Here is a 16,706-nt window from a genome sequence, read left to right on the forward strand (position 1 = left end):
CTCTGGCAGTTCCTGCGCAATACATGGCTCTCAAACAGGATCTTCAGAACCTATGACGATATCGTTGATATCGCCTGCCATGCCTGGAACCAGCTCGTCAATCAACCATGGCGCATCATGTCAATCGGACTGCGCAATTGGGCTCATGGGTTATAGCAATCAACGGTTGGTATAACATCACCGCTTTTTGATTTGTCTTAACGCAACCTTATCTGCAATCGGAGAGGAGAGACGTTTGTTGTAACAATTGTCATTTAACCACGTATGCGCCCGCTTTGCTGCATTGGTCGGAAAGCAACATATATCTGCATATTGTTATCTGCATATCAGTAATGTGAATAGATGTCGCTTGGCGTCATGGGAATCTTTGCCTAGGAAATGGGCATTTATGCTCTTGCGTGTGTTCGCCCATGGAATTTCGCCATGATAAAAGTGTTTGAAACGATAGCGGACTCCAATATGCCCCTTCTGATTTCTGCCCTGATCGTCTGTATTGCGGGTTCATGGATCACTGTCCGTATCGTGGCGCGTATCGCTGCGACCGCAGGACGGCAAAACCAGTCGTGGTATCTGCAATGCGCGGCAGCAGGCGCGACTACCATATGGTGTACCCATTTCCTGGCGTTGCTGGCCTATATGCCCGACGTAGCCGGATTCCTGAACATTCCGCTCACGCTGCTTTCGTTTCTCATCGCGGTCGGGGGGGTATTGGCGGCAACCGTTATCGCCACCACCAGTCATAACCGCATGGGGCCGGCGCTGGGCGGGGCGGTGCTGGGGCTGGCTATTGCCGGCATGCATTATTCCGGCATGTACGCCGTGGAATTCGAAGAACACATATCGTGGAGCATGTCGACAATCGCGCTGTCGCTGCTGTCGGGCATAGGTTTTGGCGTCCTGTCGTTTCAATGTCTTCTGCGCAGCGGGAACCGGCATCGCGAACTTCTGGCAACGGTCCTGTTTGTCGCAGCCATTGCCGGCCTGCATTTTGTCGGCATGTCGGCAATGCATATGACCGGATTGCCCCATGATCTTGCTTCGAGTGGCAATGCGCCGGTCGTGCTTGGGGTTGCCCTGGCCCTTATGACCCTTCTGCTTGTCGCGACAGGCGGCAACAGCTTTTCAATCGATGACGCGACCCGTGCGGAATCTTATGAGCGTCTGCGGCAGATGGCCCTGCATGATGCCCTGACGTCGCTGCCTAACCGCATCAGCTTCAACGAGCATCTGGATCAGGTGATCGAAGATGCCAAAAAGGATGGGACGCAGTTTGCGCTGATTGGCATCGACCTTAATAAATTCAAGGAAATCAATGATGTCAGGGGGCATGCCGCAGGGGATGCCGTTCTGGTTACCATTGCCAACCGGTTTACCGAAATGCTGGGGAAAAGGGAATTCGTGGCCCGTCTGGGTGGCGATGAATTCGCGGCCGTTCACCTGACCAGTGATCCCGAAGAGCTGAATGCTTTTGTCGCCCGGATCGAGGAAGCCATCAACCTGCCCATCCCGATTGAGGATTACGAAGTCACAACGGGTGGCAGCGTGGGGCTGGCCCTGTTCCCGAAAGATGCGACCGACAAGGAAACGCTGGTAACGCGCGCGGATCTTGCGATGTATCGCGCCAAGGCGGACCCGGTACGGACTGTCGCCTATTACGAACCGTCCATGGATGAAACGGTCCGTGAGGCGCGCGCGCTTGCGGCGGATCTCAAGACCGCGATGGAAAAAGGCGAACTGTCGCTGCATTATCAGGTGCAGACGGCCATAGCGACTGGCGAGATCTTTGGCTACGAAGCGCTGCTGCGCTGGCATCATCCGAAACGTGGTGAGGTTCCGCCCGCCCAGTTCATTCCCGTGGCCGAGGAAAACGGACTGATCATTCCCCTGGGCGAGTGGGTGCTGCGGACAGCCTGCGCGCAGGCGGCCCATTGGGATCATTCCTATAAACTGGCGGTAAACCTGTCACCGGTGCAGTTCTTTCACCCTGATCTGTCCCGGCTGGTCAAGGAAACGCTGGAAAGCACGGGTCTGCCGCCCGAGCGCCTGGAACTGGAACTGACAGAAACCTCGATTATTGATGACAAGCAACGCGCATTGGAAATCGTGCGACGGATCAAGGAACTGGGTGTTTCGATCGCGCTGGATGATTTCGGGACGGGGTATTCGTCCATCGATACGCTGCGGTCTTTCCCGTTTGACCGGATCAAGCTTGACGGCAGTTTCATGCAGGGCGTCGAAACCAATTCGGACGCGGCGGCCATTGTCCGTTCGGTCCTTGCCCTTGGCCGTACCATGAACATTTCCGTACTGGCGGAAGGAATTGAAACACAACGGCAACTTGAAGTCCTCAAAGGCGAGGGCTGCGTGGCGGGGCAGGGCTTTCTGCTGGGCCGTCCCGCAAGCCCCGAGACGCTGGGATTGCAGCCTGCCAAATCTTCCCCTCCCGCCTGCCCACCTGACGCAGACCAACCCACCGTAACTGCCCAATTGTGAAGTGGCCCATCAATCATGAATGAACTTCTTCCTTCCCAGCCATCCAAGAAGCCGACCCTGTCAGGCGAAGCGGCGCTGCGTCTGCTTCGTGACACGACCGAGGCCGTCGTCGTGATCAACGATAAAAATGATATTGTCCTTTTCAACAAGGGCGCGGAAAGGCTGTGGGGATATACGCAGGACGAAGTTCTTGGCCATAATGTCAAGATGCTTGTTCCGGAAGAAATCCGGCACAAGCATGACGATTACATTAATCGCAACCGTGAGACAGGCATCAACACCATTGTCGGGGCGCCACGGGAAATAATATTCCAGAACAAGGACGGCGATCATATTACCGGCGAACTGACCCTGTCGTCATGCAAGATGGGCGATGACGGGAAGAAGTACTATCTGGCCTCCATCAAGGACGTGATGGAGGAAAACTATCGCAAGAAGTTGCTGGACCTCCAGAACACGGTATTCCAGTCCCTTTCGACCGAGATGCAGATTCAGGACATGTGTGATCTGGTCTGTCGGGAGGTTGAAAATTTCGTCCCCAATACTGTCGCCATTCTGGTCCTTGGTTCCGCCCTGCGTGAATCCCTGGCCAAGGGATTGCTGAACCTGCATTACCAGCCCCAGGTCGAGGCGAAAACGGGGGCTCTGTACGGTGTGGAGGCCCTGTCACGGTGGCATCATCCCCATCTGGGTAACATTTTCCCCTCACGCTTCATCGCGGTGGCGGAAGATACCGGACAGATCGAGGCTATTGGCGCGTGGTGCCTGGAAGAAGCCTGTCGCCAGATTGTCAAATGGGACCGCGATGGCATCGTCGTTCCGGCCGTGTCCGTCAATCTGTCAGCCGGGCATTTCCGCAAGCGCCAGCTGCCGGAAATGATTTCCAACCTTCTGACGCAGTTCGGTATCGCGCCGACGCGGCTGACGGTGGAAATAACCGAAAGCGTCATGATGGATGAAATCAAGGACACGATGGATGTCCTGCATGCCATCCGTGCCCTGAATGTCGGTCTTTCCATGGACGATTTCGGAACGGGGTATTCATCCCTGTCGCGGCTGACGCGCCTGCCGCTTACGGAAATCAAGATCGATCGCAGCTTCATCATGAATCTTGAACATGATGCGAATGCGCAGGCCGTGACCACCGCCGTGATCGGCATTGGCAATCGTCTGGGCATGACGGTCATCACCGAGGGGGTGGAAACCGAAGCGCAGTATGAACTTCTGGAAAGCCTGCACTGTGATGTCATGCAGGGTTACCTGTTTGCCAAGCCCATGGCGCCCAAGGATCTTGAAACATGGTACAGGCAGCCGCGTAAAATCATGCCCGCAATGCAGAAAGCCCAGACCCAGAAACAGGTTCAGAAACAGGCGCCATCAGGTCAGCCGAAATCAAAATAACCACCCAGCCTGAACGGAACGCGCCGGCTTCCACGAACGCCGTCTTTTTTGAAAAGGCGGCGTTTTCTAGTATTTTTGGAAAATCATTGTTCTGGTTGCGGTCTTCTTCAGCCATGGGGACGAAAGACAACCTTGGTGCAATTGTCTTTCTTGTCCCTGAATTTTTCATAAAGCGCCGGGCCATCTTCAAGGTTCGCGGAACGATGGCTGATGACGAAAGAGGGGTCGATTTCCCCATTCCTGATCCGTTCCAGCAGCGGTTTCAGGTATTTCTGCACATTGGTCTGACCGGTGCGCAGGGTCAGGCCCTTGTTCATCAGTATTCCGACCATGACGGGTCCCAGCGCCCCGGCATAGACGCCCGGCATTGAAAGAATACCACCCGGACGGCAGCCCAGAATGGCCTGATTGAGCGCGAATGGCCGTTCCAGTGTCGTGGCGGACAGCAGCGCCGACCCGACTTTCTGCATCATGGTATCGGCGCCATGCGCTTCCATCCCGACGGCTTCGATAACTGCGTCAGGCCCAAGCCCTTCCGTCATGTCGACAAGGGTTTCCTGAATGTTCTGATGGCTGAAATCAATGGTTTCGGCCCCGCCCGCGCGCGCCATCGCCAGTCGTTCCGGCACTTCATCTATGGCGATGACGCGTTTCGCCCCCAGCAGGAAACATGACCGGATCGCCATCTGTCCGACCGGCCCGCATCCCCAGACCGCGATGGTCTTTTCGGATTCCGGCGTGATGTCGCAGTTTTCGGCGGCCTGATATCCCGTGGGGAAAATATCCGAAAGGAACAGAACCTGTTCATCCTCCAGCCCTTCGGGCACCACGATCGGTCCGATATCAGCATACGGAACGCGCAGATATTCCGCCTGGCCGCCGGCGAAACCACCCGTGACATGGGAATACCCGAACAGGCCGGATAATGGATATCCGAAGGTTTCAGCCTGTTGCCGCCCGTTGGGGTTCGTGCGTTCGCAGCAGCTCCAGTTCCCCCATCTGCACTGCCGACATGCGCCGCAGGAGATGGTGAAGGGAACGACTATGCGTTCTCCCACCGAAAGGCGTGTGATGTCCTTTCCGACCTCGACCACTTCGCCCATCGTTTCATGGCCAAGGATGTCGCCACAGCGCATGGTCGGCATCATGCCGTCCATCAGATGCAGGTCGGAGCCACATATGGCGCATGCGCTCACCTTGATGATCACATCGCCTCCGTCGAGAATGACAGGATCAGGCACGCTTTCACATGTGATCTTGCCCTTTTTCTGCCAGGTCAGTGCTTTCATGGGAGGATGTCCTGCTCAGCGGTGATATGAGACAGACGCGCACCGCCGCGCAGAGTTTTCCTGCTGTCCGTTCCAAAAACCGGACCGGGCGATTTTGCGCATGACCCGGCACGGATCGTTATCAGCAGGAAGGGAAATCACGGTTACCTGTCAGAAAGGAACCGCTTCAGAAGCATCCCGGTAAATGTTCGGGAAACGTGTAAAAGTTTTTGGTGAAGCTTTTTTCAAAAAGCTTTGAAAGGTGTCGCCTTTTTAAAAGGCGACACCTAGAAATTTTCGTTATTCCATAAACGCGGTATTTCCGGACAATCCTCTACTTCTGTGCCTGTTTCAGGGTGCGTCCAAAGAAATGGTCCATCCACAGATAGGCATGCAGCCAGTCGTAAGTGCGCAGGAAGGCATGACGTTCCCCGGGGAAGACATGATCCTCATAGGGGATGCCCTGCGCCGTCAGCATGCGGGCAAGCAGCGTTGACTGTTCGAACTCGACATTGTGGTCATCATCGCCATGCACCAGCAGGACGGGCGCGCGCCAGTGCTGTATGTCCGCGATGGGGGAGGAACGCCATTCCGTCTCATGGACCTCACGGTTCTGCTGTGGCGACAGGCCGGGATGATCGGGGCCGGTCATGTCATGGACGCCATGGAAATCCGCCCCCGCCGCGAAAATGTCGCTGTTACGCGCCAGCGCCAGTCCCGTCAGGTATCCGCCCCAGCTTCCGCCCCAGATCCCGATCCGCTCCGGCGTTACGTCGTCACGGTGCTGCAGGTATGTGGCGGCGGCCTGAACATCGCGATATTCGCTGGCGCCTGCCTCTCCCGTGTCAGGGGCATTGCGGAAGGCCTCGCCATAGCCGGAGCCGCTGCGGTAATTGACCGCCAGCACGACATATCCTTCGGCCGCCAGTGTCTGATTCATCAGATAGGCATTGGAATAATATCCCATCGCATTGAATGCCGGCAGCATCTGGCGCCGTGGGCCGCCATGGACGAAGACCAGCGCCGGATGACGTCGTGACGTATCATCAGGCGGCACGAACAGCTGACCATGCAGGTCCAGCCCGTCGGCGCTGTGGAATCGCACGTTCTGCGGCGTGACGAACGATATGCCGGGGGGCAGGGCGGGCGTTACCGGCACCTGTCGCGTTCCGTGATCGAACATCACGGGATGCGCCGTCTGCGTCACGCTGGTCGCCATGACGGCGACATCGCTGCCTGCCGTGAACAGCTCGGTGACTTCCTCATCCTCCTGCGTCAGGGGCGTGGCCGCGCCGCCCGCCAGTGGCTGGGACCATGCCCGCCACAGGTCCGCATTTCCGGCATTGGCCGTATAAAGAAGGTTCTTTCCATCACTGGAGAGATGATAGGACGAAACCTCGGCCCCGTCCGGGGTCAGGCATTTCGGCGCGCCCTCTCCGGTGGCTGGCATGGCGCACACGCGCATCCAGCCACTGCCCTCCCACGGGTAAAGCAGCTGGTTATCCGCCGTCCAGTACAGCATCCCCCCTTCCGGTGCGGCAAAGCGCGATCCCTTTCCCTGTGGCGGGGTCCATATCACGCGCTCGGTCCCTGTCCGGATGTCATGGACATGTATCGACCAGAAACGGCCCTTGTCCGGGTCGGTATTGAAGACCGGCTCCTGTTTGCGCACGAATGCCACGGACTGTCCGTCGGGGGAGAAAACCGGCAGCACATCGCTGGCGAGGCCCGACGGGATGAAGCTGATGTCCGTGGCCCTGCCATCGATATCCCACAGGGCGATGACCCCATGGGAACCACGGTCGACCTCGACGGCTATGCGGCGGTTATCGGGCGACCAGCGCAGTCCGGTGATGACCCCCGGCGTCGTAAAGGCGGCAACGGGGGTCGTTCCGGTGCGCCCAACCATCAGCGTGCCGCCATGGCTGAAGGCCAGATGGCTGCCATCTGGCGAAAAGACGGGTGAATGTCCTTCGCCCATCGGAAGGTTGCGCCCCGAGGGCAGGATGAGGTGGACGGTCTGTTTCCCCGCGAAGACGGCCCGCCCGGCATTGGGGGGCGCATCGTTGGGAAACTCCGGGTCCCCCCCCTCGACATAGGCGAGGGTACGGCCATCGGGCGTCAGCGCCAGCCCCCACAGATCGGTGCCGTCATCGCGCGTATAATCCGTCATGCGCCGCGGGGCCTGCCCCCTGTCGGACAGCATGATGTTGCGCGCCCCCTCACGCCGCTCCACCCACGCGATGCGCGGGGCCTGTGATGCCGCCGTCATCTCGGACGCAAAGGGCATCGCCAGCAGCGCGGAGAGGCGTTTTTCAAGGGCGGCGTCCCCTGCCTGCGCTGTATCTGCCTGCGTCGTATTTCCCGGCGGCATGTTTCCCTGTGTCGCGGCCTGCGGCGCGGCGAAAGCAGGGACCGCCAGCAGGGTACCGCCCAGGATGCCGATGCCGGCCCGCCGCAGGAGCCCGTGTGCGAAGAAAGAAGGGACCATTATCGTGCGGCTCCGGCCAGTGTCGTGAAAATCTGTTCTTCAACCCGCGTGAAGGAGGAGTAGGCGCCGGGCGTCGCGCTGTCATCATCGGGATATCCGTCCGCCGCGAACACGAATGCATCTCCATTCGCCGTATCGTACCAGAAACCCGAATGCAGCCCGTAGGCATCGCCCAGATGTCCGCGCAGGTGGCCATGATACCCGCGATAGGGCGCGGTCGGACGTCCATCGGGATCCTTGCCGCCCGTCAGCTGGATCATTCCCAGCCCGTAACTGGCGATGGGATAGGGGCAGCTTCCGTCATGCCCGTCATACTGCCATGTGGGCGTTTCCATCAGGTGGATGCTGCGTGTGGACAAAAGCCGCGTCCCCTCCAGCGTTCCGCCCTGCTGCATGAAACGCGCCAGCCGGGCAAGGCCCGCGATGGAAACCCGCAATCCTCCCTGCGGCGAAAATATCGTGCCGTTGGACCCGACCACATAACGGGAAACCAGCTGGGCCGGCCACCCTTTGGGCGGCAGGGTATCCACCTGCGCGGCATAACCAGCGGAAGAATCCGTATAAAGGGTCGCCAGCCGTTCGGGGTGGCGCAGTTCCGTAACGTTGTAGCCCCCATCGATGCCCAGCGGCGTCAGCACATGCGCCTGCTGGTAACGGTCAAAGCGTTCGCCGCTGACGCGTTCGATGATGGTGCCGATCAGCCCGAAGCCGAGATTGCTATATTCGAACCACGTTCCCGGCCTGTGTCCCGCGCCGTGCGTGAAGTGATACCCCACGTCTCCCGGCTTGCGGTCGGGGCCGAACAGTTCCGCGACCCTGTGGTCGGGCGGCAGTGTGTATCCGTTTGCATCCGCCAGCGTGGAGGTGTGATTGAGCAGCATCCGTACGGTGATGGGCGCATCGGGGAAATCCGGGTTGCGCACCCGGAAGCCAAGATAGTCCGAGATATCCCCGTCAAGGGAGATGCGCCCCTGTTCAACCAGTTCCATCAGGCCGATGGTCGTGACAAGCTTGGAGATCGAGGCAATGCGGAACAGCGTATCAGGCCCCACCGGCACGTCGCCGTGCTCCGTCCTGCGGGCGAAGCCACCATAATAGCTGTAGGCAATCCGTCCTTCATGCATGCGCACGGCGGCGATCGCGGCCAGGGGGTGGCTTTCGCCATGTGCCACGATGGCGTCCATGGCCGCATCCGTCTGCGCGTGGCCGCGCGCCTGCGCCGCCACGGCCGGGGCGCAGGCCATCACGCAGGCCATGGCCGTGAAAAGGACAGCCATCCTCATGATTTTTCTCCCGGCTGCAATGTCACGCGCCCGACGGCCGCCGCCCTGACGCGATGGGCGGAAAAGGTCAGGGGCTGCATCTGTCCCTTCAGCCATACGGGCATGAAATCCGCGTAATGGGGGGAATGCGGATCGCCGCACTGTCCGGGGAAATTGAGGAAGACCGAATTGTCCCATGCCCCCACGTCGCACACCATCAGGTAGCTTGCGCCGCCCGTGGCGACATAGGGGGCGTGATGTTTCGAGAGGGGATTGTACCACCGCGCCATGACGGTATAGGAATCCCCGCCCGTGCCGGTTGTCGCGCCACCGATCTGCGGAAACTGCGTGGAAATATCAGGGATGTGCGCCAGGGGATGATGCAGCGTGATCGTATGCAGCGCCCCCCAGCGCCATGCCGCGCGAACGGGGCCAAGTCGCTGCCGCAGTTCGGCCACCGCCTGGCGCAGCGCATCGACCATCATGGTGTCGCGCACAGCCACCGGCGCCGTCCCGAAACGCGCGTCGGGCGTGCGCAGCAGGGCCAGTTGCACCGCGGCATCAATGGGGCCGGGCAGGATGTCGCGCAGGTGCGCCGGGATCAGGAGGGCGTAAAGCGCGCGTTCAAGGTGCGTCCACCAGACCTCGTAAAGGGCGGCGGCCGGGCTGTCGGCCTCGACGCGGCCATTCCAGCCACGCAGCATGGCGGCCTCTTGCGCAAGGTCCGTGGGCACGGCGGGCAGCAATCCCACCACATCGAGCGCAAGCCGGGAAAACGTGTCATGCTGCAGCGCCACGCAGTCCGCCACGCTGGCGCGTGGTAGGGCCTGCAGGACCTCGGCCACGCGGTTGTAGCGAAAGGCGTCACGCCATTCGAAACTGACGCGGCGTTCCTGCGCCGGATAACCGGGGGGCAGGTTCATTTCGTTGGAGGTGCCGAACCAGCCCCGGGCGGGATTGAAGGTGGACGGCAGCATTTCGAGCGGCTGGAGCCCTTTCCAGTCGTAACGGCCATCGCCGGGCGCCGGCAGCAGCCCGTCATGCCCGTCCGCGCGTGACGGCAGCCCGCCCGCCGCCTGCCACCCGATATTGCCGGTGGTGTCGGCATAGGTGAAATTGGTGGGGCTGGTATGGACACGCAGTGCCTCGCGGAACGTGTCCCAGTCATGGGCAAGGTTCAGGCCGATATTGACCAGCAGGCCGTTCGCGCCCGGATACAGCCATGTCGCGCTGACCGCCGTGGCGCGATGGCGGGCGGGATCGGTGGAAACCACCGGCCCCTGCGCGGCATAGCGCAGGGTGACATCACGATCGGCCTCGCCCCGCACGGCGATGCGGGTATGGAGTGTCTCCATGCTTTTCCACGCGCCGTCATGGAAATAACGGTCGGGATGGGCGGGGTGGGTGCGCAGGATGAACAGGTCTTCCTGATCGATGTGGAAATTGGTCCGGCCAAAGGCGATATGTCCGTTATGGCCCTGCATCACGCCGGGCATTCCTGCCGTGCCGCCGCCGATGACATCCAGCCCCGGCGCGCTGAGGTGAATGACATATCGCGGCCCCGGTATGCCAAAGCCAAGATGCGGGTCATTGGCAAGGATGGGACGACGGGTGGCCGTGCGCGACGGGGCGATGACCCATGCGTTGCTGCCGGAATTCATCCGCCTGTGCCGCGTATCGTCAGGCAGGGCCGCCCTGCTCAGTGACGGCGGGTTCTGCAGGACGCCAAACAGCCCCAGATCCTTTTCCGAGACGGCATGCACGTCCAGACCGTTCGGTACGGACAGGTCATGCGCGGGCTGTAGCGGTATGACGAGGCCATCAAGCGCCAGCCCCCCCTGTGCCGCAAGTCGGGCGCGGCGGATTTCCGCCTCCGTATTGCCTGTCGCTTCGGCCCGGATGCGGATCAGGTCCAGCACGTCCCAGTCCAGCGGCTTGTAATCGAAAATCCGGAATTCCGGGGGCAGGAGATCGGGATCGGCCCGCAGCCGGGCCAGGTATGCGTTGATGCCCGCCACGTACGCACGTGCACAGTCCTGCACCTGCGGGGAAAAGCGCGCTAGTTCGGCCGCGGCATCCCCGCGGAACAGGAACAGGCGGCTGGCGGTGTCGGACTCCACGAAATCCGCCCCGAAGACTTCGGCAAGGCGGCCGAGCGACTGGCGATGGCCGAAATCCAGTTCCCACAGGCGGTCGCGCGCCACAAGGAAACCATTGGCGAAAAACGCATCGGGAATACTGGCGGCCCGGACATGCGGCACGCCCCAGCGATCCTCCAGGACCTCGACCGGGGCGCCAAGCCCCGCAAGCCCATCGACCACCGTGCGGCTGCGTTTCGCGCGCGCGATGGCGGGCGTGGTGGCAAGGCCGATCAGGCTGGCCGCGCCCCCCAGCAGCAGGTGGCGGCGGCCACATCTGATATCGTGCATGCCCTGCTCTCCTCTCAGGCGGCGCCCTGGGCGTTGTCGCCGCGTACGAGGTCGCAGATTTTCAATGCCGAACCGACCGAAAGCGTAAAGCCGAGCGCACCCTGTCCCACATTGAACAGCAGGTTCTGATAACGCGTGCCCGCGATGATGGGAACCCCGGTGGGTGTTGCCGGGCGCAGTCCCGCCCATGGCCGCGCCGTTTCGTATGGGCCGGCCTGCGGCAGGGTCTGTGCCGCAAGTGTCCGCAGTCGGGCGATGCGGCGCGGGTCCACGCTGGCGTCACGCGCGCCGATATCGACCATGGCCGCGATACGCAGCGCGTCGCCCAGCCGTGCATAGACGACGCGGTTGTCATAATCCGTGACGCTGACATCCGGCATCGTGCCCGCGCGTGAGTTCACCGTAAGGCTGTATCCCTTCAGCCCGTAAAGCGGCAGGTCAAAGCCGAGCGGCCGCGCAAGGTGGCGCGACCCTTCGCCTGCGGCCAGCACGACAAGGTCCGTGTCATGCGGTCTTCCGTCCACCAGCACGTCGCACCGGCCGTTCGTGGCCGCGCTCAGGCTGGCGATGCCCCGGACCTGCCGGAACGTGGGCATCGCGGCCATGGCGTCGCGCAGGGAAAGGCAGAAAAGATGACAGTCCGCCACCTCGTCCGCGGGCGAAAAGATTCCGCCGGCCAGATCGGGCGCAAGGGCGGCGAAGGCGGGTTCCACCCTGGCGCATTCGCGGGGGGAGAGCACCTGTTCCAGTTCGGGATTGCTGACGTTGCGCGCGGCCTTGCGGAATTTCGCCGCGTTGCGATAGACGACAAGCTTGCCCGGCTGCCGCCACAGGAAGTCCTTCAGCCCGTCCGTGCGCCACTGCGCAAGGCCCGCCTGGCTGCGCAGGGCCAGTTGCAGCAGGACCGCGCTGTTTTTCGCATTGGTGGTCGCATTGCACGCGCACAGGAACGACAGCATCCACCGCCACTGGTGCGGGTCGGCGCGCAGGCGCAGTGAAATCGGGGAACCGGCCCGCAGCAGCCACGCCAGCGCGTCGCGTGGCACGCCCGCGTCCGCCAGGGGATGGACGTAGCGGTAGCTCAGCTGTCCGCCGTTGGCAAAGCTTGCCTCCATCCCCACGTCGTCGTGCCGCTCGACAAGCGTGACCTGATGTCCGTCGCGCAACAGGGCATAGGCCGTGGCCAATCCCGTGACGCCACCGCCTATGACCGTGATATTGCGTTGTGCCGGCATCGTCCCTGACCTTTGGATTGGCATTACCGTGCAGACGCCGGTAATGTTTTTATGGTGTTATTCGTCTGAAAATCTAAAAACAGACACCATGTCAGGCCAGTTTAAAAACGCTGTCTTCCCATAACCCATGGTTAAGGGATTGCAAAATCGACCATTTGTTTCACTCCGTTACGTTATCGTGATGTTTCCTGTTGTGGCACTGAGTGTCATTTCATGCCGGTGGAAATGGCGCAGTCCCTCGTGGTGGGCGACGCTGACGATGGTGGTGCGCGGCAGTGCCGCAAGGAGGGCGGCATAGGCATTGCGTTCATTTTCCGCATCCAGCGCGCAGGTCGCCTCGTCCATGAAAAGGATGGCCGGGCGTGACAGAAGGACCCGCGCGATCGCCACGCGCTGTGCCTCGCCCGGGGAAAGGATGGTGTCCCAGCAGGCGTCCTCGTCCAGCCGGGGAATGTACGCACCCAGATTGAGGGTCTGCAGGACCGCCGCGTAATATGCGTCCTCGTGCCGGGTGGAAAAGGGGTAATCCAGCACCCTGCGCAGCGTGCCGGGCGGAAGATAGCTGCGTTGCGGCAGGAACATGGCATGCCCGATGTCAAAGGCGATGGTGCCATGCCCGTATTCCCACAGTCCGGCCATGGCCCGCAGCAGGGTGCTTTTGCCCGTCCCCGAAGCACCACGGACCATCCAGCGTTCGCCCTGTCCGATATGCAGCTCCGCGATGGTGAGCAGGGGGGTATTGTCGGGACGGTCGATGACGAGGTTCGTGATGTCGATCCCCGGCGCGGCGGTATCGATGCGCACGATGTCATGGGGCGCGGGTTGGCTGACGGCGTGTTCGAATTCATGCAGGCGCTGCAGGACGGAACGCAGGGTGGCGAGGTCGGTATAGTTGCTCATGAACCATTGCAGGCTGCGCCTGACCTGCATGAACGCCGCGTTGATGCGGGAATATTCGCCAAAAGTCAGGGCATGCGCGAGAAGCTTCGGCAGAAGCAGCACCCATAATATGATTGACGCCGTGCCATTGAACAGGTCGCCGACGAAACTGGCCCGCCATGTATAGGTCACGACGCTGCGCCAGTTACGCGCGATGTTCGCCAGGTAATGGGACAGGCGCAGATCTTCGGCCTGTTCGCCACGGTAGAAGGCGATCTGTTCCGAATTGCGCCGCACGTCCACAAGGGCCGCGCGCAGGTCCGCATCGACATGCTGCTGGCGGTAATCGGCCTCGATCAGGGGGCTTCCAAGTTTCTCCATGAGGAACGAAGCCACGAGCGTTGCCGCGACGGTGCCCAGCAGAAGGTAGCCCGACAGGTGGAAATGGTGTCCCATCCATGTGAAATCGAACGCGCCGCCAATGTTCCACAGCACGATGGAAAATGACAGCAGGGTTGTCACGGCCTGAATGCCATCCAGCCCCATGCGGAGGCTGAGGATCGTCATCTGCGACAGGTCGTCCGCGATACGCTGGTCGGGATTGTCGTCGCGTCCGCCCCCATGTTCCATGCGGTAATAGGCCGTGTCGGATAGGTACCTGCGCAGGTAGACCCGTGTGTTCCACAGGCGCCAGCGCATGGACAGGACCTGCGTCAGGTAGGTCTGAAAGACGTAGCAGCCGCTGGAAAGGATACAGACCGCGATATAGGTCGGCAGAAGCCGCAGGCATGTCCCGATCCGGTAGGCGAACATGGCGTCGAAGAACTGCTGGTTCCACATGCCGAACCACACGGCCATGCGGACATATACGAAGGACAGGCCGACAATGCCCCCCAGCATCGCCAGCGGTATCCATTTTTCCCCTGACCGCCAGTAAGGGAACAGGACCGACCAGTCCGAAAGGGAATGGCGGGGAGGGGGATCAGTACGTCGCACGGAAGGTCGCCATGAAGTTGCGGGGGGCCGCGGGGAAATTGAACTGCCACACGCCGCTGGCCCGTTCGTAGTAATAACGGTCGGTCAGGTTGTTCGCATTGAGCTGCAGCCGCAGGTTCCTGTTGATGGCATAGCCGATCATGCTGTCGATGGTCATGTACCCGCCCTGCAGCGTGGTGGGGTAGCCACCGCGCAGGTTGCTGCTGGCATCGATGCCGGCCCCCAGGCTCAGCCCCTTCAGCCGGCCGCCGGGCAGCGTGTAATGCACCCATGACTTGAACATGTGATGTGGCGAGAATGCCCCGCCAAAATCAGGGGAGGACGGGTTGGAAAGCTTTGTATCCAGATAGGTATAGCCGATCGAGACGCTGAGGCCGGGCAGGATTTCGCCATCGACCTGAGCCTCCCACCCCTGCCGGCGTATGGGGCCGGTCGTGATGTAGAACCCGATATGTTGCGGGTCCGACAGGGGCTGGTTGGTGCTTTCCATGCGGAACAGGGCGGCGGAGATGTTCAGGCGTCCCTGGAAATACCCGCCCTTGAACCCGGTTTCGATCTGGTTGCCCACCTGTGGCGCGATCCCGCCGCCATGATATCGCAGATCCCCCACCGAAGGGGTGAAGATGCTGGCGTAACTGGCATACCACGACAGGTTTGGCGTGATCTGGTACACCGCCCCCAGATAGGGGGTCAGCTGCGCATGGATGTCCGACTCCGTCGACCACCGCCCCCGTGGGGAGGGATAGGCGTCGCGGGAATGTTCGGAAAAGCGCGAGATCCGTCCCCCCAGGATCAGCGACAGGTGACGGACCGGTTCCAGCCGCAGCTGCCCGTAAAACCCCCATTGATAAGCGAAATCGTCGCTGCCTTCCGCCCCGCCCGAAGAGGGGGCATAGCTGATGCTGCCGGGCGGCGGGGCGGGAACGGCGGCGGTGTTGTTGATGCTGATGTCCGGGTACACGCCGCTGCCACTTACATTGGCATAGGCCACGTACTGGTCGTAGGAATTATAGTTGAAACCCGCAAGGATATGATGCGTCCGGCCCAGCAGGCGAAACGCGCCCGTCGCATAGATGTCGGCCGAGCGTGAGGAACTGCTGCCCCGCTGCGCGGCGATGCCCTGATCTTCATAGGTCAGCAGGCCGGTTTTCGCGTTTATGGTGGTCCACGGTTCGTTATAGAGCATGTCATAGCCCTGGTCATAGAACGTGCCGCGCGCGGTCAGGGTCCAGTCCCTGCCCAGTTTCTGCGACAGCGACACGATGGTCTGCTGCGTCATGTAGTTGCTGTATCCCCATGGCTGCGACGGGTTGGCGGACCGCCCGCCGTACCACAGCGTGTCATCCGTCGTGACGGGAAGCCCGTAATAGGGCGCGGTGATGTCCTGCTGCTGCGCCGCGTGGGAGACGAGGAAGGTCGTCGTCGGCGTGATGTCCCATTCCAGCGCGCCATAGGCCTGCCATTTGCGCGAATGGGAATAGTTGTAGAAAAAGTCGTTGTCCTCGAACAGGTCGGCGGTCCGGAACCGCAACGTGCGTGAATGGTTGAGCGGCACGTTGAGGTCAAGATCGGCACGGTAATTGTCAAAGCTGCCGATCGTCGCGGCCCCGCTGACGCTGAAATCCCGCCCCGGTTTCTTGGTCACCTCGTTGACCACGCCGCCCGCGCCGCCCGCGCCCTGCAACAGGCCGGCGGACCCGCGCAGTACCTCGATACGTTCATACATCGACAGGTCGAACGATGCGTTGTTCAGCGTCCCCGCCGCATTGGGCGTGCCGTCAAGCGATGTCGTCAGCTGGTAGCCACGGGAATAGAAATTGGAGTTCGCCGTCGATCCCGGCAGGACACGGATCCCGTTTACCTGCCGCATCGCGTCCGTCATCGTCAGCATGTTGGAATCCTGCATCCGTTCCTGCGTGATGACGGAAATCGAATGCGGGATGTCCTTCAGCGCCACGGCGGATTTTCCCCACACGTCGGACGTGGGCGCCGTATAGGACCCGCGGTTCGCGCGAACCTCTATGTTTTCGCTGCCATCATGCACGTCGGCCATGGCTTTTTGCGCCTTGCGGGCCGGGGCCGGGATGGGTGCCGTCCGGGCGGAGGCGACGGCCGGGCGGTGGGTCTGGCGAAGGTCGGGGGAAATGGACGCGCACGCATCACGGGCGATCATGCATCCCCATATGACGATCCCCCAGCGCGTGGCCGCCCTGGAAAAACGCGACATGAATTACGATCCTGAACTGACGGAA

At 61.3% G+C, this 16,706-nt stretch carries 9 protein-coding genes and 1 pseudogene; 3 read left to right on the forward strand and 7 right to left on the reverse strand.

Annotation, left to right across the window (positions count from 1 at the left end):
* From CFR71_RS07635 to CFR71_RS07645, 3 genes and pseudogenes are all read left to right on the forward strand, one after another.
* A pseudogene (locus tag CFR71_RS07635) lies at positions 1–156 on the forward strand (IS630 family transposase); the annotation flags it as partial.
* Positions 157–459: 303 nt separating this feature from the next.
* A complete protein-coding gene (locus tag CFR71_RS07640) occupies positions 460–2,493 on the forward strand; it encodes a putative bifunctional diguanylate cyclase/phosphodiesterase (RefSeq protein ID WP_239019186.1) in 2,034 nt (677 codons plus the stop codon).
* A 15-nt stretch (positions 2,494–2,508) separates the two neighbouring features.
* Positions 2,509–3,894 carry a putative bifunctional diguanylate cyclase/phosphodiesterase gene (locus CFR71_RS07645; RefSeq protein ID WP_239020303.1) on the forward strand — a complete coding sequence of 462 codons (1,386 nt, stop codon included), beginning with the start codon at positions 2,509–2,511 and terminating at the stop codon, positions 3,892–3,894.
* Positions 3,895–4,001: 107 nt separating this feature from the next.
* Here CFR71_RS07645 and CFR71_RS07650 read toward each other — a convergent pair whose 3' ends face one another.
* The 7 genes from CFR71_RS07650 to CFR71_RS07680 form a co-directional block, all read right to left on the reverse strand.
* Positions 4,002–5,183 carry a zinc-dependent alcohol dehydrogenase gene (locus CFR71_RS07650; RefSeq protein ID WP_110529598.1) on the reverse strand — a complete coding sequence of 394 codons (1,182 nt, stop codon included), beginning with the start codon at positions 5,181–5,183 and terminating at the stop codon, positions 4,002–4,004.
* Positions 5,184–5,496: 313 nt separating this feature from the next.
* Positions 5,497–7,653: an alpha/beta fold hydrolase gene (locus CFR71_RS07655; protein ID WP_110529601.1), complete on the reverse strand. Its 2,157-nt coding sequence runs from the start codon at positions 7,651–7,653 to the stop codon at positions 5,497–5,499.
* Entirely contained in the window at positions 7,653–8,936 is a 1,284-nt protein-coding gene (locus CFR71_RS07660; RefSeq protein ID WP_239020304.1) for a serine hydrolase domain-containing protein, read from the reverse strand. Before CFR71_RS07660 ends, CFR71_RS07655 begins: the two co-directional genes overlap by 1 nt.
* Positions 8,933–11,344, reverse strand: coding sequence for a penicillin acylase family protein (locus CFR71_RS07665; protein ID WP_110529604.1), 2,412 nt, complete (start codon positions 11,342–11,344; stop codon positions 8,933–8,935). The genes CFR71_RS07660 and CFR71_RS07665 overlap by 4 nt, the downstream gene beginning before the upstream one ends.
* Positions 11,345–11,358: 14 nt before the next feature.
* Positions 11,359–12,579 (reverse strand): FAD-dependent oxidoreductase, encoded by a 1,221-nt coding sequence (locus CFR71_RS07670; protein WP_110529607.1) that lies wholly within the window; start codon positions 12,577–12,579, stop codon positions 11,359–11,361.
* A 168-nt stretch (positions 12,580–12,747) separates the two neighbouring features.
* Positions 12,748–14,454 (reverse strand): ABC transporter ATP-binding protein/permease, encoded by a 1,707-nt coding sequence (locus CFR71_RS07675; RefSeq protein WP_110529611.1) that lies wholly within the window; start codon positions 14,452–14,454, stop codon positions 12,748–12,750.
* Complete coding sequence (locus CFR71_RS07680; RefSeq protein WP_239019189.1) at positions 14,441–16,681, reverse strand: TonB-dependent siderophore receptor; 2,241 nt, start codon at positions 16,679–16,681, stop codon at positions 14,441–14,443. Before CFR71_RS07680 ends, CFR71_RS07675 begins: the two co-directional genes overlap by 14 nt.
* Between the last annotated feature and the right edge of the window lie 25 nt (positions 16,682–16,706).

The organism is Novacetimonas pomaceti (assembly GCF_003207955.1).
In the GTDB taxonomy this organism is placed as follows: Bacteria; Pseudomonadota; Alphaproteobacteria; order Acetobacterales; family Acetobacteraceae; genus Novacetimonas; species Novacetimonas pomaceti.

Bases quoted from the DNA above. Each gene is read 5' to 3' on its own strand.
- CFR71_RS07640 (WP_239019186.1), top strand. From the start codon at position 460: ATGCCCCTTCTGATTTCTGCCCTGATCGTCTGTATTGCGGGTTCATGG.
- CFR71_RS07645 (WP_239020303.1), top strand. From the start codon at position 2,509: ATGAATGAACTTCTTCCTTCCCAGCCATCCAAGAAGCCGACCCTGTCA.
- CFR71_RS07650 (WP_110529598.1), bottom strand. From the start codon at position 5,183: ATGAAAGCACTGACCTGGCAGAAAAAGGGCAAGATCACATGTGAAAGC.
- CFR71_RS07655 (WP_110529601.1), bottom strand. From the start codon at position 7,653: ATGGTCCCTTCTTTCTTCGCACACGGGCTCCTGCGGCGGGCCGGCATC.
- CFR71_RS07660 (WP_239020304.1), bottom strand. From the start codon at position 8,936: ATGAGGATGGCTGTCCTTTTCACGGCCATGGCCTGCGTGATGGCCTGC.
- CFR71_RS07665 (WP_110529604.1), bottom strand. From the start codon at position 11,344: ATGCACGATATCAGATGTGGCCGCCGCCACCTGCTGCTGGGGGGCGCG.
- CFR71_RS07670 (WP_110529607.1), bottom strand. From the start codon at position 12,579: ATGCCGGCACAACGCAATATCACGGTCATAGGCGGTGGCGTCACGGGA.
- CFR71_RS07680 (WP_239019189.1), bottom strand. From the start codon at position 16,681: ATGTCGCGTTTTTCCAGGGCGGCCACGCGCTGGGGGATCGTCATATGG.